Origin of the sequence: Thioclava sp. IC9 (genome assembly GCF_002213225.1) — a bacterium.
GTDB lineage: Bacteria > Pseudomonadota > Alphaproteobacteria > Rhodobacterales > Rhodobacteraceae > Thioclava > Thioclava nitratireducens.
In genome coordinates this window covers 73,037-99,287 of the sequence record NZ_NBNX01000002.1, presented here as the reverse complement: position 1 = coordinate 99,287, position 26,251 = coordinate 73,037, and the positions used below count along the sequence as shown (strand labels likewise).

Genomic DNA, 26,251 nt, shown 5'->3' with positions numbered 1-26,251 from the left:
CGACGTCACTTTCTACAACACCAACCGTCTGGACGCGGATGCCTACCCGGCCTATCCGCTGGGCATCGACCCGGACTCGATCACCGATATCGACCCCGAGTTCACGATCACCGCACGCTACGGCGACACGACGGCGGCGATCACGGTCGATGGGGCAGGGGTGCTGGTCGAAGGCACGGCGCGCCCGACCTATCGCTACCAGATCACCACGCCTGTGAGCCTGTCCGCGAACACCACCTATGAGGTGCAGTTCCTCGCCAACTCCTGGCGCGATGCCGCCGGGGCCCAGAGCGCCGCCGAATACGAACGCTTCACGATCCGCAAGACGCCGGTTCAGAATGCGCCCGCGGCGAACCCGGCGACCGATCCGCAGGATTTGACCACGATCAACGCCGCGCCTTCGATCGAGCTCGCCTCGCCCTTCAATGGCGCGGTGATCGACAAGTCGATGCTGAACTCGAAGGGCTATATCGACGTCACCTTCGTGCTGCCCAATGGCGAGATCCTCGATGGAAGCTCGATCAATGGCGACGAGATCCGCTTCGTGCGCACGGGCGGCGCGTCGAACGTCAATCTGCTGACGAACACCAACGGCACCTACACGGTCGAGAAGATCGGCAAGACGACCTATCGCTATTACGTCTTCGCCGAGCCGCCCGCCGCGACCGCCACCGGCACGGGTGTGGTCGGCACGCCGACTTCGACCTCGACCTCGCAGGCGAACCCGGCCTTCAACGTGGGCGATGTGCAGGTCGAGTTCATCACCGGCACCTGGAAATACACCGATCGCGGCGCCAATCTGGACAGCACCTCCGACGATGTCGTCTACTGGTTCGGCGGCGAGAACGGCTCGGTCGCTTCGCCCGCGAAGACCACCGCCTATGTGCAGATCTTCAAGGTGCAGGAACTGCCGGCGGCCGAGGCTGCGACCCCGATCAAGGTCGGTCCGGTCTCGATCCTCGCGCCGAAGGTCGGTCTTGCGAAGCTCGGCTTCAAGGACGGTCTGCTGGTCCTGACGATCTCGGTCGGAGCGGAAAGCGCTTCGCTCGCCTTCGGTGGCACCGCGACGCAGAATGCCGACGGCACCCAGACCAATAGCGGCGGCACCCAGATCACCCTGACCAACCTGCTGGTGAAGTTCGATATCGGCATCGATGTGATGGGCGTGATTTCGGGCGGCGGCGACGATCCGGTCGTCTCGCTCACCGGCAAATGGTCGATCACCGCCGACAAGCTGACGGGCTCGATCCCTGATGTGGTCCTCTTCGAGGCCGACCGCATCAAGGTCGAATACGATCCCTCTTGGACCGCGCCCGAAACTCCGGTCGCGGGCACGCCGGAGGGCGCGGGTCAGGAGATCATCAAGATCGACACGATCAAGGTCACCTTCCCGAAATTCGGCATCGCGGGCCAGATCACGACCTTTGAGGGCGTGCGCGGCCTCACGATCTACGACAACGGCTTCCGCATCGGGCGCGGCGAGATCATCTATTCGGGCACCGGCGCGGGCTCTGGTACCGGCACGGGCGCGGTCCAGCGTACCGATGGTGCTACCGGCAAGATCAAGTTCGGCTCGATCCTCGAATTCGACGATCTGCGCATCGGCGTCACCGACTTCTCGCTGATCTTCGGCCAGGACGTGACTTTCGACGGCACGATCTATGTCGGCTCTGGCGGGGCGACCTTCGCGCCGGGCAAGGCGATCAACGCCAAGGTCACCGACCGCGTCTCGGGCGAGGACGTGAACGACACGCTCGCGCTGAAAGCTGGCCTGACCTTCACCGACGGCGTGGTCGACGGCTTCATCTTCGAGCTCGACACCTTCGAGATCAATATCGGCTCGGTCCTCAAGCTGAAGGGGGTGGGCCTGTCGCTCGACACCGGGGCAGCCGATGACGAGGAGCTGATCAGCTTCGTGTCGATCGGCGCGGAACTGAAGATCGGTTCGCTGAACCTCTCGGGCGAGGCGCGGCAGTTCGCCTTCCTCGGCGACGGCACTTTCGTCACCAAGCAGGGCTTCGGCGTCTTCATCGGCGTGGGCGGCGCCTCCGGGGCGAACTTCAAATGGCCGAGCTGGCTGCCGATCAAGATCACTGAGATCGGCGTGCAATGGCCCGACATTCAGGCCGACCCGAGCGATTTCGTCCTGACCTTGTCGGCGTCGATCACCGGGCTGCAGGGCTATGACGGGCTGACCTTCGAGGGCACGGTCGAGGGTATCCGCATCGATGTGGGCCTTCTGCTGGACGGCAAATTCCCGATAATCGGCATAGACTCGATCGGCGTGAAGATCGGCGGCAACGCGTTCGGCGGCGAAATCGAGGGGGCGCTGATCGGCGGCATCATTCGGATCGGCGACGGCAATCAGGTGCTCTCCACCTTTGACCTGACGAGCCCGGTGAAAGATCGCATCTTCTTCATCGGGGTCGAGGCGGGCTTCTCGTTCTCGGGGCTGGGCGGCTTCACCATCCGCTTCGCGCTGTCGGAACTGGGCCCGCTGGGCGTGCTGGTCTCGGGTTCGGTGCCGGGCGGTATCCTGCTCGAGCCGAATTCGGGCCTCGCGATCAACGACTTCACCGGCGGGGTGGACTTCTTCAAGTCGCTGCCCGACATCACCGATCCCGAAGAGCTCAACGGCCCCGATTTTGCGCTGCCGCTGAACGTCTCGGTCGATGACTGGCTGAACTCGGTGCAGCAGCAGGTGGTGAACCAGTATATCGCGATCCAGAACGGCTCGGCGGCGGGCGGCGGGTTTGCTGCGGCTTTCACCTCGCCGATGATCATCACCGGCTCGGCCAAGCTTTATTCGATCTACACCTCGCAGGCGGTGTTCAACGGTCAGGTCACGATCAAGATATCGACCGACGGCAAGATTCTCGTGATCGGCCAACTCAACTTCGCCGCCGACAACCTGTCGCTCTCGGCGCGGCTCTACGCGAACCTGTCGAAGATCGCGTCCGGCGAGGCGACAATCCTTCTGCTTGTGAAGATTCCAGATCAGCTGGATCTGCTGACGATCAAGGGTTCGCTGCAGTTCGGCTTCAAGGACATCCTTGGCGAGGCCACGCAATTCGCCGTGGTCGAAGAGCAGGCCGCGACGCCGACGCAGCGCCTTGACGGGCCGAGCGATGGTGGCGTCACCGGCGTCGGCAACTTCAACGAGCGCGCCTATATCGACATCACCTTCCCGACGGTGAACGGTGCGACGGTGGATGCGGCCTCGGTTCTCGACCTGACGCCGGAATTCGAGATCAAGGGTGGTGACTTCGCTCTCGACAACACGCAGGCGCCTGCGCAGGTCAGTGACGACACGTTCCGCTTCTGGCTGACCGGTTCGGGCAATGTGGACTCGGTAACGTATGAATTCCTGTTCCAGGCCTGGTCCTACACCGAGACCGCGACGAACCAGACGGTCTATGCGCCCGAGGACACCTCGATCCACAGCGGCGTCCCGGCTGTCGCGGGCCCGTGGGTCGATATCAAGTTCATCGCCGAGATCGGCGGCGAGATCACCGCCGAGACTCTCGCCGCGATCGCGACCAATGCGGTGGCGCCGTTCAAGCTGTTCAATGACAATGGCGACGAGATCGACATCCTTGGCGCCATCGCGATCGGCGGCGGCAAGGTGCGTTACTTCATCGATACTTCCGATCCCGACCTGACGAACAAGCAGCTCGCCGTTGGCGACTACACCGTGCGTTTCGCCTCCGATACCTGGGCGAACAACGCCACGCAAACCGGCAAGAACAACACCGTCACGCCCGATGCCGTGTTCTCGGTGGTCGAGCCCGAAGCCTCGCTCAGCGCGCCCTATCAGCTGGACGGCGACGGCTACACGGTCGACGTGAACCTCGCCAATGCCGATCAGCGCATCATCGTGACTTTCGATCCCGCGGGCAGCGGCTCGCTCGATTACGCCTCGATCCTCGATCCCGGAGCCGAGTTCACGCTGACCCGCACCGGTAATGCGGATGGCACGACGGCCAACACCGCGATCGATATCTCCAACGCGCCGGACCCGGTCGCTATGTTCATGAACGCCGACGGCACGGCGAGCCTGAAGAAGCTCGGTCTCGATGCCGATGGTCGGATCGTCGCCGTCAGCAGTGCGGACTATGACCACGCGTTGCCCGGCAATGGCGCCGAACTCTATGCGCTGCTCAAGAAAGAGGGCATCACGCAATTCGCCTATGCCATCACGACAGCGAATTTCGACTTCGCGCCGGGCAGCTACACGCTCACCTTCAACGGCGAATGGAAGGATGCGGCGGGCAATGCAGGCGCCACCGGTGACAGCGTCATCACCGTCGAAGGCGCGACCGCGATCATGGTCGATCCGGGCGCGGGCGCCGCGATCGACGTGAATCTGCTCAACGGCCGCAACTATATAGACATCCAGTTCCCAGACGTGCCCGACAGCGATTTCGTCTATGACGCGGCCTCGATCACCGATGGCGGTGCGGAGTTCACGCTGAGCGGCGCGGGCCTCGGCAATGTGCAGATCGACAATGGTGTGGCCCCGGTCCGCGTGGGCGGCACCGACGCGGCCCCGGTCTATCGCTACTGGCTCACCGGCAGCTTCGACAGCAGCAAGACCTATGGCGATCTCACCATCTCTGCTGTCGAACAGGGTTGGTCCTACCGCTATTCCGGCAGCGCGAACCCGACGACTGACCCCGAGATCAAGAGCGGCGAGGACGGTCTGGGCGTGGTGGCCAATCTCGAGATCACCGACGGTTCGGTCGAAATCACCTTCACCAATATCCCGGCGGGCTACGTGCTCGACCCGGCTTCGGTGCTCGACCTCGCCGCCGAGTTCGCCGTGCAGACCGACACGGTAGAGACTTCGCGCCTGAGCGGCGGCACCTTCCGTGTCGAACTGGGCGAGGGTGCGCCGGCGCTGCTGCAAAACGATGCGAATGATCCGACGAAGATCTCCTTCATCTACTCGCTGCAGACCTTCATCGATGAGACCAACTCGGCGCAGCCCGCGTCGCTCACCGGCGATCTCTATCCGCAGACGATCACGCTGACGCTGGATATCACCTCGATCTCCTTCTTTGCGACGACAGCGCAAAGCGCTCCGACCATCGTGGTCAAGAGCGGTTCGACCTATCCTACGGCCGATAGCACCGCCAACCTGCCGGGCGACCGCACCTATTTCGATATCGCACTGAGCGGGGCTTACGGCGAGGACATCACCGATCAACTGGCGATCGGCGACGTCACGGTGACCGGCCTGACAATCACCGAGCTGATGGATATGGGTGGCACGATCCGCGTCTTCGCAGACGGCTCGCTCGGGATCGGCAGCCATGACGTGACGCTGGCGGCGAACAGCTTCGGCGATGCGGCCAAGAACCGTGTCCAGACGCTGTCCTTCACCGTTTCGGGCCCGCAGGGTGATCTGGTCGATCCGGCGAACGAGGGCAGCACGGGGCTCGGTGACGTCAACGGGCGCGGCTATGTCGACCTGCATTTCGAGCGTCCGGTCGGCGGCGCGCTCGATGTGGGCTCGATCACCGATCTCGCGCCGGAATTCACCTTCGGCGGCAGCGGTTCGATCACCTTCGACGATACACTCGCCCCGGTCTGGCTGAACCCGCAGGCGACCTCGGGCGACTATATCTTCCGCTACTTCACCACCGGCGCGGCTGCGGCGGACACCACGATCTCGCGCATCGCGACGATCGAGGATCAGCCGACCGTTCTGCGCGCCGATGGCACGGCCGACGATGCGACCGGCCCGGTCTCCTTCGATGCCAGCACGCTTTCGGTGGCCTTCGTCGACGTGCGCTACACGCCGACCTATGGCGACGAGATCGACTTCGGCACTCTGGGCGACGAGATCAGCTTCTCGGGCGCGGGTGCCAATGGCGTCACCGTTTCCTCGGCGCTGGTCGTGGGCGACGGACTGACCGTGCGCTACTTCCTCTCGGGCAAGTTCACCGCAGGCTCGGTGCAGGTCGACTTCGCCGCAGCGAGCTTCGGTTCGGGCAGCTATGACAATGACGCGAAGACCCAGAGCTTCCGTCTCGTCCAACTCGGTGCGAGCCTGACCGACCCGGTCCAAGGCGCCTCGGTGGGGCAGGCGCCCTTGAACGAGCGCGGTTTCGTCGACGTCACCTTCGAGCTGCCGAGCTACGCCACCGGCATCGATCTCGAGAGCATCACCGATGCGGGCGCCGAGGTTATCCTGAGCGCGACGGGCTACACGATCGAGGTCGATGACAGCCAGGCGCCGACCTACATGGGCGACGACGCGAACGGCAACCCGATCTTCCGCATCTGGTACCTGGGCGACTTCGCGGGTTCGAACCTCGACGACAACGTCTCGGTCGAGTTCATCTCGGGCAGCTTCGACTGGCTCGGCACCGATGGCGGCACCATCAAGGCGATCACCGCGACCAACAGCGAAGATCTGGTGGTGACGACCGGCAAGATCGGTCTGGGTGCCAGCGCGCCGACGGCGACCTATGTGGCACTGTCGCTCGGCACGAGCCAGACGCTGACCGATAGCAGCCTCGCGACCACGGACTTCACGCTGACCGATATCGACGGCAACTCGATCACGATCACCGGGATCCAAGCCCGTGGTCCCCCAGGCGAGTTCGCTGTGACCTTCGACTCCGCCGACGCCGCCGACGGCGCGGTGCTGACCCTGACCTATGCGGCGGGCGCATGGACTTACGGGGCCGCTGCCTCCGAGGCGATCGATCCGACGACGCTCTCGATCAAGCCCACCGACACCGCTTCCTATATCGACATCACCTTCGACACGCTGGGCGATCCGAGCCTCAACGCGCTCTATGCGATTGACGCGGCGACGATCGACGGCGACGAGTTCACCTTCGGCGGGGCAGGCGGGGCCAACCTCGATCTGCTGGATCTCACCCCGACCGACATGGGTGACGGCACCTTCCGCTACTATGTCTCGCGCGAATTCGGCCTCGGCACGGTCACGGTTTTCTTCAACGAGGGCAGCTGGTCCGACCTGCAGGGCAACGAGGGTGGTGCGAGCCAGCAGAGCTTCCGCGTCATCGACCAGATGCAGGAAGGCGGCCAGCCCGGCGCCGATGCCGACCCGGCCACCACCCGCGTCTTCTTCATCCGCGTCTCCGGCTCGATCACGCTGAACTCGGCGGGCATCACCGACGAGCCGCTGATCAAGCTGAGCGCCCAGGCCGAACTGACCTTCGGCGATTACATCAAGGCCGACGGCTCCAAGGTCTTCCGCTTCGCGCTCGAAGCCTCGGGCACGATCGAGGTCTACAAGCTCGGCAATATCGGCTCTGCCGCGGCGCGCTTCGTGCTGGAAACGGGCGGCCTGTCGAGCGGCCTGCCGCAGTTCTGGGGCGTGGCCACCATCCAGCCGAACTTCGAAGCGCTCAACGAATACGGCGTCTGGATCAAGGGCAACGCGACCCTGATGATCAACATGTCGGGCGAGGACAAGGTCGAGACCCTGTCGCTCGAAGGCATCCTCGGCGATCAGCTTGAGCGCACCGCTGGCGGTGATGACACGGTGGCCGTGGCGGATCTCGGCGCGCTGCCGAGCCAGGCCAACGAAGGCTTCTACCAGAAGCAGGCGATAAGCACGGAAGTGCGCACGACCTTCGCCCAGTTCGGCGTCACGCTCAGCTCGGAAGCCAAGATCGAACTGGTGCGCGAACTGAACACCCAGTCGCGCTGGCGGATCACCGACGGCGGGTCGATCTACTTCATCGAAAGCCTCGACGGCACCGCGACGCTGCATTCCGAAGACCAGACCTACGAGTTGTCGCGCAACTCGGTCGTCTTCTATATCGGCGGCGCGATCAAGCTGACCGATCAGAACGCGAACGACCCGGATGTCGACACGAGCGTCAACGTCTATGCCGAGCTGACTGGCGCCTTCTACCTGAAGATTTCGCAAGACCGGGTCGAGGTCTTCGTCGCGGCAAGCGCCAACGTGTTCAACGTGATTTCTGGTCAGGCGGTCGGTCTTCTGATCATCGATTTCGGCACCGCCCCGGGCAGCGCCTTCGGTGTTGCAGGCAGCCTGTCGCTCGAGGTGAGCGTGGGCGATGCCGGCGGCGAGAACACGGACGCGGCGAACAATGCCGGCAGCTTCGGCAATATCGCGGCGGATATCTTCCGTTTCGAGGCGGAGGTGATGGTGCTCTTCAACACCACCGGCATCAACCAGACCTTCGACGTGCCCGACGCGCTCGTGCCGTTCCTGCCCGCGAACGTGCCGACGACCTTCGAGATTTTCGACCGTCCGCCGATCCTGGGCCAGAACGTGCCGGATACGACGAAATCCGCGGGCGCCTATTTCGTGGTCCAGATCAGCGGCTCGGTGACGCTCTTCGATACGGTGACGCTGAACGGCTTCCTGTCGGTGACGGGCACCGGAGACTCCGTGACGATCCAAGGGACAGTCTCCGGCCGGATCGAGAACTTCGGCGCGGTCGAGGGGATGCTCTATCTCGAGGCGAATATCGGCGCGAGCGATCCGGGCGTGGTCGGGCGGGCGCAGCTGTCGCTGGTCGGCGGGCTGGAGCTTCCGGGCGTCAGCCTTGGCGGGTCGCTCTCGATCATGCTCGAATTCAACACCTACGCGACGACGCAGGATCGCTACACGATCGTCACGCAGAGCGAATATGACGCTCTGGTTCTTGCGGGCGATGCGACCGCCAACACGGATGGCACCTTCTATTACGGCACGATTTCGGTCGAGAACGGGCTGTTCCTGAAGGTCACCGGCACGCTGGTCGTTTCGGATGTGATCGAGTTGACGGGCGTCTTCACCTTCCGCATAGGCACCGCGCCCGATTTCGAACTGGTCGCAACGCTGGATGTGCAGGCGAAGCTCGTGGGCGTGGCCGAATTCGGTCTGACCGGCGGTCTCGTGATCGCGGATGGCGGGCTGGTGATCTATGCCGAGATCGATCTCAACCTCGACCTCGCGGGCGTCATCACCGTGACTGGCGACGCGATCTTCCAGCTCAACACCTTCTCCAGCGCGCGCACCCTCGAGATCCCGACCATCAATACCAGCGGTCAGGAGAGCACGATCTCGGTCACCGTCGCCTCGGGCTTCAGCCTCGAGATCGTCGGCTCGGTCAACTTCATCAATCTCGCGACCGCATCGGGCCGCGTCTATATCGGCCTGAACGCGAGCGAGTTCCGCGTCGAGTTCGACGTGACCTTCGGTCTTGCGGGCCTCAACGTCTCGGCGGCGGGTGGCGCGGTGCTGTTCTTCAACTCCAGCACTGGCGAGCTCGACGGTCTCGCGTTGCTCCTCGATGTCAGCATCAACGCCAATATCGCGCTGGTGATCGACATCGAAGCCAACGGCAAGCTGATGCTCAACACGGTCGGCCGCGACGTGACGATCTCGGGCCGAGTGCTGCAGGCGAGCAGTTTCGTGCTCGATCTCAGCGGTAAGGTCGAGTTCCTGAAGGTCCTCAAGTTCGACGCGGGCTTCCGGATCGAAGTGGTGCAGAACGACTGGCGCGTGGACTTCTATGCCAGCATGGACTTCTTCGGCCTCGCCACGATGAGCGTGAACGGCTGGTTCAACTCGGACGGCTATTTCGACCTCTCGCTGAGCGGTCGCCTCGTGTTGGGCTCGAACAGCTTCGGCCTGACGGGCAACTTCTCGATCCGGGTCTATTACCTCTTCGACGATGCGGCGGACGTCTACAAGCTCGGTGTGTCGGGCTCGGCCTCGGTTTCGCTACGCGCCTTCAACATCAGCTGGGCCACGGTTTCGATCAGCTTCTCGGCCACCGCGACCGGCACCGGCCGCGTGCCGATCGTGATCTCGGCCAGCGCGAGCGTGAAGGTGCTCTTCGTGAAGGTCTCGGTGAGCATGTCCTTCACCGTGGGCTATGTCGAATTCCCGACCCCGATCTATCTCGCGGGGGATCTGAACGGCGACACCAATTCGGGCACCTACAAGGATTGGGATGACACCTCCACGATCCTCGTGCTGAACATGGGCGACGCGAATACCAAGCGCGGCATCGGCGAAGCGACGGCGGGTGAGACCTATATCATCGAAGCGGTCTCGCCTGCGGTGAACGGCGCGCAGACGATCCGCGTGATCTATTCGGGCCGCGAGCAGGTCTTTGAGCACGTCCATGAAATCCGCGGCTATGGCGGCTCCGGCGACGACCTGCTGGTCGTGCGCGACGGCGTCGCCGTGCCGATCCTCTTCGTGGGCGGTGCGGGTGTCGATACCGTGGCCTACGAGGGCGACGGTCAGGTTACGATCAACTCGGCCTCCGAAGGCGGCACTGCGGGCGATCTGGGCGATCAGATCAGCATCGGCAGCGGCGTCGCGGCTGGCTCGATCATCTACGGCTCGGGCGCGAATGACCGGATCGTCTCGGATGCGCTGGTGCCGATCACGATCTACGCGCTCGGTGGCGATGACGTGGTGCTGCAGAACGGCACGGGCGTCGCCACGATCTACGGTGGCACCGGCGCGGACCGCCTGATCGGTGGCGCGGCAGCGGATGTGATCGATGGCGAGGGCGGCGCGGACGAGATCGATGGTCGCGGCGGCGCGAACACGATCAACGGCGGCACTGGTAATGACCGCATCTTCCGCAATCTCGCCTCCGATGGCATCGAGGTGATCGACGGCGGCGGGGGCACCGATACAATACTGCTTTACGGCACGGCCAACCCCGACACGGTCACGGTCGGCCAGAAGCCCGCCAACTCCGGCATCCTGCAGGCGCTCGACGCTGATGGCAGCGGGTTTGAGGCCGACGGTGTCGAGGGTCTGATCATCCATCTGCTTGGCGGCACGGATACGCTGACGGTCAACCCCCTTGGCCAGACCGATCTGAACACGATGCGCATCGACGACGATCTGGTCGTGGAATCCGCCGATCCCTCAAAGGATGTGGCCGAGATCGACGGTGCGAGCGACGGTGTGGCCGATACGGTGATCTTCAACGGCACCGGTGGCGCCGATACCTTCACGCTGAAGGCGGGTGCGGTGGCCGATCAGGAATTCATCCTCGTCGCCACCTGGTCGACCGGCACCGTGACCGTCATCTTCGACGACACGATCCGCGCCAAGGGCGACACGCTGCGGATTTCGGCGGGGGGCGGCAATGACAAGATCACCGCGGGCCCGGCCGTGGCTGCGGGCGACCCGGCCAATGCGACGCCACTGACCCATGACCTGATCGCGCTGACGCTGGAAGGGCAGGGCGGCAACGACCGGATCATCGGCTCGATCTTCAACGACGTGATCGATGGCGGCGTGGGCTCGGACACCGTGACCGGCGGCGAGGGGCTCGACATCTTCCGCGACACCGACGAGGCGAACGAGACCGATACGCTGATCGAGGTCTTCGCAGGCGAGGATATGGGCCTCTACGAGAACCTGTTCCTGGTCGGCAAAGTCTTCCAGGCGGACGGCTCCACGGCCTATGCGGAGGGTACGACCGATGGCGCGATGGTGCCGGGCGACGCCGATCTGTGGAGCACCTCGGGCCTCAGTGCGGGTCAGACCACCGTCGAGCGTCTGAACGGCATCTTCGAAGCGGTCGATCTGACCGGCGGCGACGGCGTCAACAATACCTTCGTCGTGAACGACCTGAGCGGTTCGGTCACTGTGGGCGGTCTGGCCATCGGCGTCAGCGCCTTCAACGGCACGGTCACGCTCGATAACAAGGGGTCGGATGCGAGCGGCGATCTGGAGCATTACATCATCGCGGCCCCGCTCGGTTCGGGCTTCACCGTCCATATTACGGACAGCAGCACCACCGACGCCGACAAGCTGGTCTATCTGGGCTCGCAGGGGGACGACTACGTCGCGCTGTCGGTGGGCCTGATGACCGTGTCGCGCTACACCAACGCGGCGAACAAGGTGCTGGGCGCGGCGGCTGTCAGCATCGATCACAGCAATCTCGACGTGATCGAGGTGGATACCCGCGAGGGGTCCGACGTGATCGCCGTCACCGCGACCGATCTGCCGATCTATATCAACAGCGGCATCGGCGACGACGTGATCAACCTCGGCTCCGCCGCCTCGTCCGAGCCGGGCACGGCCCCGCTGGGCGGCACGCTCTCGGGCATCGATGCGCTGATCCAGATCGATGCCTATGACACCTATAGCGGTCCGATCCTCGCCGATCGGGGCAGTGACACGCTCAACATCGACGACAGCGGCAATACCGGCGCGACCACCGGGGTGATCGGGCTGGAAGATCGCACGGCGGTCGAAGGCTTCATCTTCGTGGATGGTTTCACCGCCGCGACCGCAGGCATCCGCTATATCGCGCTCGAAAACGTCAATGTCGATCTGGGCGACGGCGTGAACGACGTCACCCTCAAGTCGACCGGCAAGCGCGACGTGACGACGCTCGAGACCCGCGACGGCGCCGACATCATCAAGGTTTTCGCGATCAATGGCCCGACCACGATCGACACCGGCGCGGGCGACGATGCGGTCACCGTCACCGATGACGATCCCGACACGCCGCTGGCCAATGACGGCACGCTTAACGCGATCCTCTTCGGCTACCTGACGATCGATGCGGGCGCGAATGATCCGGTCACCTACACGGTCGACGGCACCATCGTGAACCATGGCGATACGCTGATCGTGTCCGATGCGGGCGACACGCTACCCGATCAGGGTGGCTATCTGAGCGGCACGGAGATCGTCGGCCTCGGCATGACGCTGGGCGTGGTCTATGCGGGCTTCGAGGAACTGGAGCTGTCGCTCAGCAACGGCAATAACGGCTTCCACGTCTCCGACACCCATGCGGGCATCACCACGCTGAACACAGGCGACGAAACCGCGACGGGCGATGCCACCTCGGATGCGATCACCATCGAGAAGATCTCGGGCCGCACCTTCCTCAACCTCGGCGCGGGTAACGATCTGGTGCAGGTCAACTACTACGCCGACGGCACCCAGACCTTCCTAAACGGCATCGACGGGTTCGAGCTAGATATCGACGGTCAGGCGGGCAGCGACCTCTATGACATCGGTCTGGCGAGCGCGGGCAACTCCACGATCCGCATCCTCGATACCGGTACCGCCTTCGACGGGATCGACCGCGCCGAAATCCGCGGCACCGACGGGCGCGACCTGTTCCTGTTCCGCGCCAATCATGACCTCGATGTAGGCGTGGTCGCGGCGCTGCCGATCGCCGAGGATGGCACGATTCTCAACACCGTGGTCGAGCGGGTGGAATACAACTCCGCCATCGACGCCGATCTGCGTGTCTTCGGGCGCGCGGGCAATGACCTCTTCGTCTTCGACGACACGCTCGCGGGCGTTCAGGCCTTCGGCGATGCTGGCGACGACACGTTCCAGATCGGCCAGCTCTTCGCCTCCTTCCGCGACGAGCAGAACCCCTATAACGGCCTGAGCGGCATCGACTATTACGAGACCACGCAGGTCACAGTCGGCTTCCTGTCGAACGGCGTCAGCTTCGATACCACGATCCGTGGCGGCGACGGCGAGGACAGCTTCACCGTCTATTCGAACAAGGCCGAGCTGTTCCTCTATGGCGAGGCTGACGACGACACGTTCCAGGTCCGCTCCTTCGTCCGCGTCGACCCGAACGACCCGGCCGCGCCCTTCACCAACATCAATGGCGGGCAGGGTGCCGACTTCATCCAATATGCGGTGAACGCGCCGGTCCGCATCGATGGCGGCGACGGCTTCGACACGATGACCGTGATCGGCACCGAGATGGGCGACGACTACGTCATCACCAAGAATGGCGTCTATGGCGGCGGGCTGTTCATCTCCTACACGGGCATGGAGAAGCTGGTGGTCGATGCGCTGCAGGGCAACGACACCTTCTTCATCGAGAGCACCTCCGAGGGCGTGCTGCTGGAGATCGTGGGCGGTCTGGGCTCGGATAGCGTGAACCTTGGCGGCTCGGATCTCGACGGTGTCACCGAGGGCGGCGCGATCACCGTCGTGTCGAACGGCCTCAACGGCCATAGCGGCCTGATCCAGACCACGGTCGACAGCACCGATCCGCGCTATCAGGCGATCTGGGCGCAGGATCCGGTCTCGCAGATCAAGGACAATGACGCGCCCGATCTGGTCTTCTTCAATGCCGATGGCGAGGCGGGCTCCAGCGTACTGCGCGTCTTCGAGGCCGCAACCGCCGATCCGACCATGTCGGTCACCCGCTACGCGATCGCGCTGTCGCGTGCGCCGGACGAAGACGTCTACATCACGATCTCGCCGACGCTGGGCACCGAGGGCGATGTGGCCGCGGGCGCCGAGGGTGTGCTGGTCAACGGATCGGCCTCGGGTACGGTGCTGCACTTCACGGCGGCCAACTGGGATACGCCGCAATACGTGACCGTCACCGCAATCAACGATCTGGTGGCCGAGGGTCGCGGCATCGTCCAGCTGCGCCATACCGTGACCGAGGGCGACAGCCGCGCCGACGATACCGGCTTCGACAATCTCGCCGTGCCGAACATGCTGGTCGATGTGATCGACGACGAAGTGGCCGAGCTGCTGATCTTCCCGGTCGACAACTCCTCGGCCATCGATCTCGCGGGCGATACGATCGTGGCCGAGGCCGCGGCGCTTGCCGCAAATGACGGCTTTGCCGTGATGCTGAGCCGCGCGCCGACCGGCCCGGTGCAGGTGAACTTCGCGGTCGATGGCAACGTGACGCTGTCCTCGAATGTCGTGAACTTCGACGGCTCCGACTGGAACACCGCGAAATTCGTGACGATCGAGGCGGTGAACGATAGCGCCGATGAGGGCGTGCATTACGCTCGCATCCAGCCCTCGATCTTCGAAGATACGCGCGACGCCTTCCTTGGTGCGACCTATGCGGACGTGGCCGGTGGGGTCGCGGCGAACATCAACCGCGATATCAGCCAGCCGCGCAGCGCCGAGGTGCTTTATACCGCTGCCGATCTGACGATCCTGCGCCCGAATACCGCGGTGTCCGAGATCTACACGCTCACGCTTGGCGGGATCGACTACGTGGTCGGCGTCGGAATCGGCGAAGTGGTGGCCGACCTCTCGACCGTCACCGAAGGCACGATCGTGGTCGATGCACGCCTCGATCATACCGCGACCGCTGCGGATATCGCAGATGCCTTCGCGACGCTGGTGAATGCCGACGCCGAGCAGGCTGCGGCGATGACGGGCACGGGTGCCACGCGCAGCATTTCGGCGGCGGATGGCGTCTCCTTCAAGCTGCTGATCGAAACCAGCGATCCCGCCTCCGGCTACCTCTTCACACCCACCGGCGACATCTATGTCTCGATCTCGGGCGACGCGTTCGAGTTCTCGAGCGATGAACTGAGCGTCGATGCGGCCAGCAGCAAGCGCGCATACGACATCGTGGCCTTCCGCCTTGGCGCGTCGATGGCGGACGGTACGCTGGCCGCCGATGGCACGCTGGTCGATGGCGCGACCTGGATCATCAAGCTCGACGGGCTGCAGGTGCAGGCAACCGCCGAATTCGGCGACACCATGAGCGACATCGTCAACAAGCTGGTCGCTCAGTTCGCGGGTGCCGATTACTCGGCCTCGGCGGGCTATCTGCAAGCGACGCTGCTGCCCTCGGTCGAAGGCGCGATCTATAGCCCGACCAGCGGCTCGAAGACTTGGACCATCCTCGTCGACGGGCAGATCATAAGCTACACCTCGCAATCGGGCGACGAGCTGGGCGGCATCGCGGGCATCTCCGACGAGCTGGCGGCGCTGATCACCGCGGCCAATCTCGGGATCACGGCGGTGGTCGATGCCAATGGCGCGATCACGCTGACCTCGTCCACGGCGTTCTCGCTGCTGCCGCTCGACAGCGAAGATGCCTCGATCGCGATTGCGAGCGATGCGAGCCTGACGCCGCCGAGCTACGATCCGGGCGAGATCTTCATCTTCCGCACCCCGGGCGCGGGGGGCATCGAGGCTTTCTCTATCGAAGTGCTGCGCAAGTCGAGCCCCGACGCGGCGAGCACCACGATCGGCGGCGATTATGTCAGCGTGGACGCGGTTAAATCGAAGACTCATTGGCAGCTTGCCCGCATCGCCTTCGCGGCGCCGCTGACCCCGATCGTCATCCCCGAGGGCACGAGCCTCGCCTATGAGATCGGGACCAACATCACCAATGCCGAACTCGCGCAGCAATTCACGCCCTACAGCTACATCGTGGGCCGCAACGGCGACAATCTCGCGCCCGCGCCGCTCGACGTCACCGTGCTCGACGATGACGCGCCGACGGTGGAGATCATCCAGACGGGCGGTTCGACCGATCTGGCAGAACGCGCGCCGGGCGATGTGCAGGTCGTGGACAGCTTCTCGGTCGTGCTGACCGGTGCGCTGAGCGGCAACAACACGGTCCGCGTCGATGTCACCCCGCTGCCGACCCGCACCTACAATTCGCAAGAGGCGTTCAATGCGGATGCGAACTTCGGAGAGAACGAACTTGTGCAGGTTCAGGTCGCAGCCCCGCTCGCCGCGCTGTCGCTGGCAGGCGAAGCGGTCGAGGGTGAGACCTGGCAGGTCACGCTTTTCGACGATGTGGCCCTCCGCGCTGGCGCTCAGACGGTCGGCTACACGGTTCAGGCGGGCGACGATCTCGACGCGGTTGCTACGGGCCTGATCACTGCGATCAACGGGGTCTCCGGCTATAACGCCACGCTGACCGCCGATGGTGCGATCGAAATCTCGGTCGCTGCCAGCGCGAGCTTCACCCGCTTCTTCGTCGAGGTCGGTATCGCGGGGGACAGCCAGGGCAGCATCGACACCCGCACCGTGCAGGACTTCAGCTTCGCCAATGTCCTCGAATTCGAGATGATGGGCGCGCCCGCGGCGGGTGAGGTCTGGACAGTCAACTTCGACGGCCAGACCTTCTCCCATACCGTGAGCGCCGGTCAGTCGCTGTCGAACATCGCGGCCGCACTCGGCGCGCAGATCAACCTCGCGAATGATGCGGCCACCACGAATGGCGATCCGCGCGCCTATGAGGTGATCGTCGATGGTCGCGTGATCTCCATCCGCGAACTGGCCGATCCGGCGGCGGATTACGCAGCCTCGGCCTCCGTCAGCGGCCATAAGGCGGGCGAGATCGCGGCGCGTCAGTTCGTCGAGTTCGATAACACCAACTGGATGACCCCGCAGCAGATCACCGTGATCGCGATCGACGACACCATCGTGGATGGCGGCGACGCGCAGGTCTTCGGCGCCTTCAACGACCGCGTGAACTCGATCCGCGGCCCGGTCTCGATCATCGGCGGCGAGAGCGATACCGACGTGTCGCTGCGCGTGCCGGTGCTGCTGCCGGGCGAGACGAACATTCCGCTGGCCGATGGCGTGACCGGGACGGTGACCGATGGCGGCACGGTGATCACCATCGATCCCGAAGAGCTGACCCATGTGAACGGCGATTACGGCGAGCGTCCGGGCTTCGATCCGCGCATCAACGACACCGCCACGATCTACGACATCGCGACCATCGATCCCGATGGCACGCTGAGCGGCCGTGTCGATATCGCGAACGTCTCGGAAGATATCCTCTCGCTCGTCAACGATGCTGGCATGACGCTCTCGCTGATGGTCGGCACGCAGGATGCGGTCGAAGAGGGCTATGTCTGGTTCTTCGGCACTCCCGATCAGAGCGATCTGTCGCTGATCGACTGGCTGACGGCTTCGGTCGATCTGGCGGGCGACGTGACCGCCTTCGAAACCGTGACCGTGACGCTCGACGGCACCGACTTCAGCTACACGCCGGACACCGCACACGCCTATCGCTCGATCGTGCTGCGCGAACTGGCCGCTCTGATCGACGCTTCGGCCGAATATGAAGCGGTGGCGACGGTCAACCTGCTGGGCGAGACCCGCCTGCATGTGAAGCGCGCCGATGCGGTCGCCTTCGATATCGCGGTCACCACCTATGCGGGCCTGACCTCGACCATCGGCGGCGCGCCGGTGCAGAGCCTCTACAACGACGCGAATATCCACTGGACCACGGCTGCGTTCCACCTGATCCAACCGCCGGTGAGCGGCGCGAGCTGGGCGCTGACGATCAACGGCGCGGCCACGCCGGCTTCGGTCACTGCCGATGGCAGCTTCGGCTCGGTCACCCAAGGGTTGGCGGCGCGGATTTCCTCGGTCTATGCGCCGGTCGTATCGGGCAGCCAGATGGTGCTGGAGAGTACGCCGCCCGAAGGGTTCGACACCGATCCGGGCGCGCTAATCACCTATGCGCCTGTCAATCCGAACCTGCGCGTGGACGAGGCCGAGCAGATCGACACGCTCACCGTCTTCAACAACGAGAGCCCGGCCATCGACAGCGGCGTGCTGACCGAGAACCATCTCTCGGGTCTGGGAATGGGCGGCGACACCTATATCGGCGGCGAGCTGATCGCGGGCGGCGTCAGCTATACCGGCCTCGAAGTGGTCGACATCCGTCTGGGCCGCAACGTGGATACCTTCACGGTCGAAAGCACCCATCGCGGCAAGACCATCATCGACAGCGCCGACGGCAATGACGTGATCTATGTGAAGACCACTGCCGGTCACACGATCATCCGCACCGGCAATGGCGACGATCAGGTCTATATCGGCTCCGATCAGGGCGTGGTCGACCAGATCACCGGCCTGCTGATTGTCGACATGGGCGCGGGCGAGAATGACCGTCTGTTCCTCGATGACAGCGCCGACCTGAATGACAATGTCCTCGTGCTGGACGGCGCGCGCGTGGCCGGGCTCGATATGCCCTCGGTGGCCGAGCGTATCCAGATCGAGACCCGCGGCACCGGCGGCAGCTTCACGCTGGCTCTGCCGGATGGAACGCCGGTCACGGTGGCCTTCGATGCGGATGCCGCGGCGATGAAAGCGGCGATCGACACGGTCTTTGCCGATTACGGCACCGATGCGGAGGTCAGTGTCGAGGCGACCGATAGCGGCTATATCTACACCGTCAACTTCGGCGGCCCGACCGGTGGCGTCGATCTGCCCGACCTGATCGTCGATGCGAGCGGGATCACCAGCGATGCGAACACCACCGCCAATATCGAGGTCACCGAAGTCATCAAGGGCACCACCGATCCGGGCCTGAACCAGATGCAGGCGATCACCATCGCCGCCGAGGGCGGGACCTTCACGCTGGCCTTCATCGTGCCGGATGTGCTTGGCAACATGGATCTGCGGATCTCTGACCCGATCGCCTATGACGCGACGGCCGAAGAGATCGCCGCGATCCTCGAGCCGATCCTGAACCCGAATAACAGCCGTCCGTTCCTGCCCTACACCAAGAACTTCGCGGTCGACCGCTTCGGCGACACGATCTACCTGACCTTCCAAGGCGCGCTGGCCCAGACCACGGTCGAGGCTGTCGATACGCGCGGTCTGACGGGCGATGTGCTGGAGGCGCGCATCGATATCGCCGAGCCGAGCGCGGGCGACACCTTCACCATCGATCTGACCGATCTCGCGACGCCGCTGTTCGACGATGCCTTCCCGGGCGACTTCGCACTGTCGAGCTTCGCCTATACCGCGCTGGCCGGGGATACGGCGGGGGATGTGGCTGCGGCACTGGCAGCCCAGATCATGGATGCGCAGGGTCCGAACATCATCGCCCATGTCGAGGGCACGGTGCTTGTCATCACCTCGCGCTCGGGCGAGCGGATTTCGGTCGTGGTCAATGGCGGCGACCCGGCGCTCGACTATCTGCTCGGCCCGCTGGGGATCCAGACCGATCTGGCCACGCTCGAGACCCGGATGGACGGTGTCGATTACTACGGCGTCGAATATCTCGAGATCGGGATGGGGGCAGGCAATGACGTGATCAACGTGCGCGGCACCACCGCCCATACCACGCTGAACCTCGGTGCAGGCGACGAGCGGATCTATGTCTCCTCCGAGGCGGGCTTCGGGCTCGACACCGACACGACCTTCCTGACCGGCCATCTGCTGAACATCGAAGGCATGCTCAACATCGAAGCGGGCACCGGTCGCCACAAGCTGATGATCTCGGACGAGGCGACGGTGCAGGGCGACGGCACGACCGATCTGCGCGCTGAAATCACCGATGATCGCGATGCCGCGCTGGCCGCCGCCGCCGCATGGGGCGACGATACCGAGCTGTCGAGCGTCAACGAGATCTTCGTCGTCGGTATCGCGCCCGCGCCGATCACCTATGGCGCGGATGCGGCGGGCAACTTCCTGGGTGGCATCACCTACTGGACCGGCTTCGGCGCCGATGCGATCGCCATCGACGGCACCCATGCGCGTGACATTGAAGGCGGCCGCGAGCTGACGGTTCTGAACACCGGTCTGGGCAATGACGATGTGACCGTGGATCTGCAGGCGAGCGAGGACGGGGCCTTCGTGCTCAACACCCAAGGTCCGCATGACGCGAATTATGTGCCCGATTGGGGCTATGCCCGCGACTATCTGGAATTCGCCGATGACGATGTCGTCGATGCAGCACTCAGCACGCTGCCGTTGATCATCTTTGGCGGTCAGGGCGATGACCGCATCACCTCGGGTCTCGCGAATGACATCGTCTTCGGCGATCGCGGTCGGATCGACTATCTCACCGCGGATGGCACGGGCTATGCGCTGAAGCTTGGCTCGGGCGGCCCGGATCACGTCAATGACGGTACCGATGTCGCGCCCACGCTGATCTACACGATCGACCCGACCATCGGCGGTGCGGACACGATCACCACTCTTGGCGGCGACGATATCGTGCTGGGCGGCGTCAATGGCGACACGATCACCACCGACGGCGCAACCGACAGCGGTACGGATATCGTGATCGGTGACAGCGGGTTTGTCGACTACGTTTCGGCTGACGGCGACCGCACCGATATCGACGAAATCGCCACCACCGCCGAGACCTATGGCGGCTCCGATCGGATCGTGACAGGCCTGGGCGACGATATCGTGCTCGCCGGTGAAGATGGCGAGACGATCATCGACGCGCTGATCGACGGCACCCGCTCGCGCGACCGCGAAACCACCGCCGCGACGATCCTCGTCGAAGGCGAAGAGATTTCGGGCGACTATGTCGACGCGGGGCAGGGCGACAATATCGTGCTGGGCGATAACGGCCGGATCGTGGCCGCCACGGATGACGCGCCGCGCTTCGGCACGCAGCCGATCACGCTGGGCCTGATCGAGACGACCGCGCCCGAGATCGGCGGCGATGACGTGATCCTTGCAGGCATCGGCTATGACATCGTGCTGGGCGGAGCTGGCGGCGACGCGATCAACGTGAAGGTCGGTGAGGTCTATGCCGCGACCGACACCGACGCCACGCTGCATGACGCGGGCAATATCGTGATCGGCGATACCGGCTTCATCGACTGGGTCGGCCTCGATGGAGACGCCTCCGATATCGACGAGATCGCGACCACCGAGGATCGCTATGCCGACACCGGCGCGATGATCGGCGGCAACGATCTGATCGCTACCGGCGCGGGACGCGACTTCATCATCGGCGGTACGGCGGATGACACGATCTTCGCGGGTGCGGGCAATGATCTGGTCTTCGGCGATCATGGTCGGATCGTGGCGCAGCCGGGCGGCGGCGTGGATGCCGACCTTCTGCCGCTGAACCTGACCGAGCTCACCACGCAGTTCGACTTCTACTCGATCCTGCGAACCGAGAACGACGGCGGCGGGCGCGACATGATCTTCGCCGAGGATGGCGCGGATATCGCGCTGGGTCAGCAGGGCGCTGATGTGATCTACGGCGGCAATGGCGACGACGACCTGATCGGCGGCCATAACCGTCCGGGCGGCGATGACGGCGCGGACCGTATCGACGGCAACGGCGCGGTACTGTTCGAGGATCGCCCGGTGATCAGCGCCTGGTTCGATCTGGATGCGCAGGCGCTCGACCCGAATGCGACCGACAATGACGTGATCCTTGGCGACAATGGCATCGTGATCCGCACCGACGCGGCCGAGAGCCTGCGCTTCCGGATGCTCGCCGATGGCACGCTGACGATCTATGACGCTGCCGATGACGGCACCGGCTCGAATGCGGGCGATGCGGCCCAGACCAACCCGACCGGCGTGGAAGAGCGGCTGATCGCCCTCTTCGATCACACCGACGCGACCGAGGCCAACCGGACCGATCTCTACGGCGCGGATTACCTCGCAGGCGGTGCGGGTGACGATGTGATCTTCGGCCAGCTCGGCGACGATGCGATCCAGGGCGACGGCTCGGCCACGTTCCGTGGGCTGCTGCCGAATGACACCGCCTATGACGCGACCGACAACGGCTACGCCACGCGCCTTGCCGATGGCACGCTCAGCGTGAACCCGACCCGCAGCATTAATGCCGCACGCGACGGCGACGACTATATCGAGGCCAATGGCGGCAACGACATCGTCTTCGGCGGGCTGGGGCAGGACGATATCATCGGCGGTTCCTCGGATCTCTACATCCATGACGCGCGCGCGACCGGTGACGGCTTCAGCCTCGATCTGCTGGCGACCGCGAATGTTACCGAGGCCTTCCGTCCCGACGGTGCCGATATGCTCTTCGGCGGGCAGGGCGATCCGGTGACGCTGAGCCGCAACGACTATGGTCAGAGCGGTGCCAACGCCCATGCCCGCGACGCGGATGTGATCCTTGGCGACAACGGCCGCATCCTGCGTCTGGTCGGTGCGAACGGCTTCCTCGGCTTCAACTACGATACGCTCGATCCGGCGCGGGCCTCGGGTATCGCGGTTGGCGGCGCGGATCATTCCGACGCCTGGCTGGTGGTGCGCGCGGTCGAGCTGCTCGACTATCACACCGGCGGCCCGGATGTCTGGGGCGCGGCTGCGCTGGCCGACAATGGCGGCGCGGATGAAATCCACGGCGAGGGCGGCGACGACGCGATCTACGGCATGACCGGCAATGACGTGCTCTATGGCGAAGGTCAGGACGACGATCTGATCGGCGGCTGGGGCCACGACTGGATTTCGGGCGGCACCGGTCAGGACGGCGTGCTGGGCGACGACGGTCGCATCTGGACCTCGCGCAATTCCTCGAGCTACGACGAGCCGCTTTACGCGATCGCAAGTGTCAGCAAGGAGACGATCTCGACCCCGGGTAAAATCCAGCAGGCCGATATCAACGTTCAGGGCGCGCTGAAGAAGACCGTGAACCTCACGCCCTTCTTCCTGACCGCCGATGGCGAAACCGACGATCCGTTGCTCGATCCGGCCTATGCGGACGACATCATCTATGGCGGTCTGGGCGACGACTTCCTGCATGGCGGCGCGGGCGACGATCTGGTCTCGGGCGCTGAGGCGCTGGCCGAGGCCTGGTATCTCGCCTATCCGAGCGACGCGCTGGCGCCGGGTGTGGCAGGCGTGCTGGTCCGCTCGGATTACACGGTTCCGTTCTGGTCCACCGATCCGACGGTCACGCAAGGAAATGCGCTGGGCTACAACGCCTTCTACGCGGGCGAGTTCGCGGCCTATGACGAATACAACCCGCGCGATGTGATCGTGATCGACGCCGCTGGCCATTACGTCTCGCTCTCCGAGGCGGTCGACGGTCTGACCTTCTTCGCGAGCTTCGATCCGGCCGATCCGGGCGCGCCGCAGGTCGGCACGCTCGAACAGGATGGCAGCCCGGTCTATAGCGATGGCAATGACGTGATCTTCGGCGATCTGGGCAATGACTGGCTCGTCGGTGGCACCGGGCGCGACCATGTCTATGGCGGCTGGGGCGATGATCTGATCGATGTCGATGACGACCATACCCGCGACGCGGATGGCTCGGCCCTGGGCGCGAACGACACGCCCGACACGTCGTCGAGCTATGAAGACATCGTCTATGGCGGTGCCGGTCGCGACATCATGATCGGCAACACTGGCGGTGATCGCCTGATCGACTGGGTGGGTGAGTTCAACAGCTACATCGTGCCCTTCGCGCCCTTCGGTGCCTTCACGATCTCCCGTGCGCTGGCACCGCAGATCCAGGAATATCTCTACGATCTCTCGGCCTCCGACGGCGCCGATCCCACCCGCGCGGCCGATACTGGCGATTACAATGCCGACCGCAACGGCGAGCCGTGGGGCGAGCTGGGGCTGGTGATGCAGAAGGACGACGCGTGGCAGGATCAGACCGGCGCGCCGAATGACCCGCAGCCGGGCAACATTCCGGGCGGTCGCCGCGACGTGCTGCGCTCGGCCGATTTCAACGGCAATGGCGGCGGTCAGGACGCGAAGGGTTTCGCAGCCGATAGCGGGATCTGGACAGTTCAGGGCGGCGCCTTTGCGGTGAGCCCGGAAACGCTCGGCGGCGATGCTGTCTCGGTCTTCTATATCGGCGACGCGCTACCCAGCTATTTCGAGATGAAGGCGACCATCGTCGGCGGCAAGCCCACGGCGGGTCTGAAGTCGAACGCCTATCTGATCTTCGATTACCAGTCGCCGACCGACTTCAAATTCGCGGGCGTGAACATCTCGACCGACAAGTTCGAGATGGGTATCCGCACCGCCGATGGCTGGATCGTGCTGGAGCAGACCCCGGTGCAGGCCAAGCCCGACACGCCCTATAACCTGCTCCTTGCGATCAACGGGCTGACCGCGACGCTGGTGATCGACGGGCAGGAATACTTCACCCATGTCTTTGACGCGCGGGTCGATCAATACGGCGTCACGCACGGGCTGAACTCGGGCTATGTCGGGATCGGCGCGCAGAACTCGGTGACGAAGCTCGACAATATTGCGGTGCAAGTGCTGCCACCGGAATTTACCCTTGATGAGACCGAGGACTTCACTGATGGCATCGCGGATCGCTTCGCCACTGACGCCGCTTGGCAGATCGATGCGGGCGCGCTGGATGCTCAGCCTGCAGGTGCCCCCGCCATCGCGCTCGCCGATCTGGTGATCGCGGAGACCTCTGTCACGCGGCTTGCAGCGCAGATCGAGACCAACGGCCGCGCCGGCTTCGTCTTCGACAGCTACACGGACGGGCGCTACAAATACGCCATGATCGACACGGCCAACGACCGCGTCTCGATCGGCTATTACACGCAGCGCGACGGCTTCGTGGAAACTGCGAGCTACGACATCGCCATCGATGGCGGACATCCCAACAAGGTCGAGATCACGCTCGCCCGCAGCACTGTCAGCCTCTCGCTCAACGGCCACGAAATTCTGGGCCACGCCTTCTACGCGCCCGTCGCCGACGGTGCAGTCGGGCTGATGGCCTTCGACGCGGCCAGCTTCGACGATGTGCGCCTTGCCACGAATGACCCGGCCTATTTCACGCCCGACACCGGCTCGCTGATCTACGACTATAATTCCGCAGGTCCGATCGCGATTGCGGATCAGGGCGTCACGACCCAGAGCCTCTATGTCGGCTCGGATGTGGTGATCGCCGATCTCGACGTGACCCTCAGCCTGATCCATGAGCGGCTGAGCGATCTGACCGTCACGCTGATCGCGCCGGATGGCACGCGGATCGAACTGTTCGCGGCGCTTGATGGTACGGCGATCGATACGCGCTTCGACGATGCGGCGGGAGAGAGCATCACCAGTGCCGCCGCGCCTTACGGCGTGACCTATCGTCCGTCGGGTGATCTGGCGGCGCTTGAGGGCAAGATGTCGGGCGGTGTCTGGACGCTGGAAATCGTCGACGGGGCGAAGCGCAAGACCGGCACGCTGGAAAGCTGGTCGCTGACCATCGAGGCGGCGCAGGCGCTCCATGCAGAAACGGTTGCGACCGCGCCGGAGGGCGCAGTTCTCGATGAAGCCCTTCTGGCCGAGGCCCGGGCGCAGGCGCTGGAAGAGATCGCGCAGGAACTGGGGCTGAGCGCTGAGGATCTCGTCAAGCTCGAAGCGGTGCAGATTTCCATCGCCTCGCTCGACGGCACGCTGCTGGGCTACACGACCGCGGGCGCGATAACGCTCGACGCGGACGGGGCGGGGCATGGCTGGTCGCTCGACGGCAGCGAAGGGCTGAACCTCGTCGACGCGCTCAAGCACGAATTCGGCCATATCCTCGGTCTTGCCGACGATAGCGACGCGGCGGCGTGGATGGACCCGACCCTTGCCACGCAGGAGGCCGCCGCGCCAGCGCCTGCATCGGTGCCCGATAGTTCGACCGATACGGCAAACGACACGGCGACGACTACCAGCACAGCGCAGGATACCGCGACCAGCGACACCACCTCGGCCCCGAGCGCTGCCCCTGTCACCGATCCCGCGCCAGCAACAACCACGTCCGCGCGGGGTAATTCAGGTAATTCGGGTAAACAATCGCGCGGTGCAAAAGGCTGA

General features: G+C 64.4%; 1 protein-coding gene (only partly in view). It reads left to right on the top strand.

Going from position 1 to position 26,251, the window contains the following annotated elements; genetic code table 11:
- Positions 1-26,251, top strand: the 3' portion of a protein-coding gene (locus B6V76_RS06010) for a matrixin family metalloprotease (RefSeq protein ID WP_141104887.1). It extends 12,002 nt beyond the left edge of the window; 26,251 of the gene's 38,253 nt are visible here — the last part of the coding sequence; its start codon lies beyond the left edge, outside the window; its stop codon occupies positions 26,249-26,251.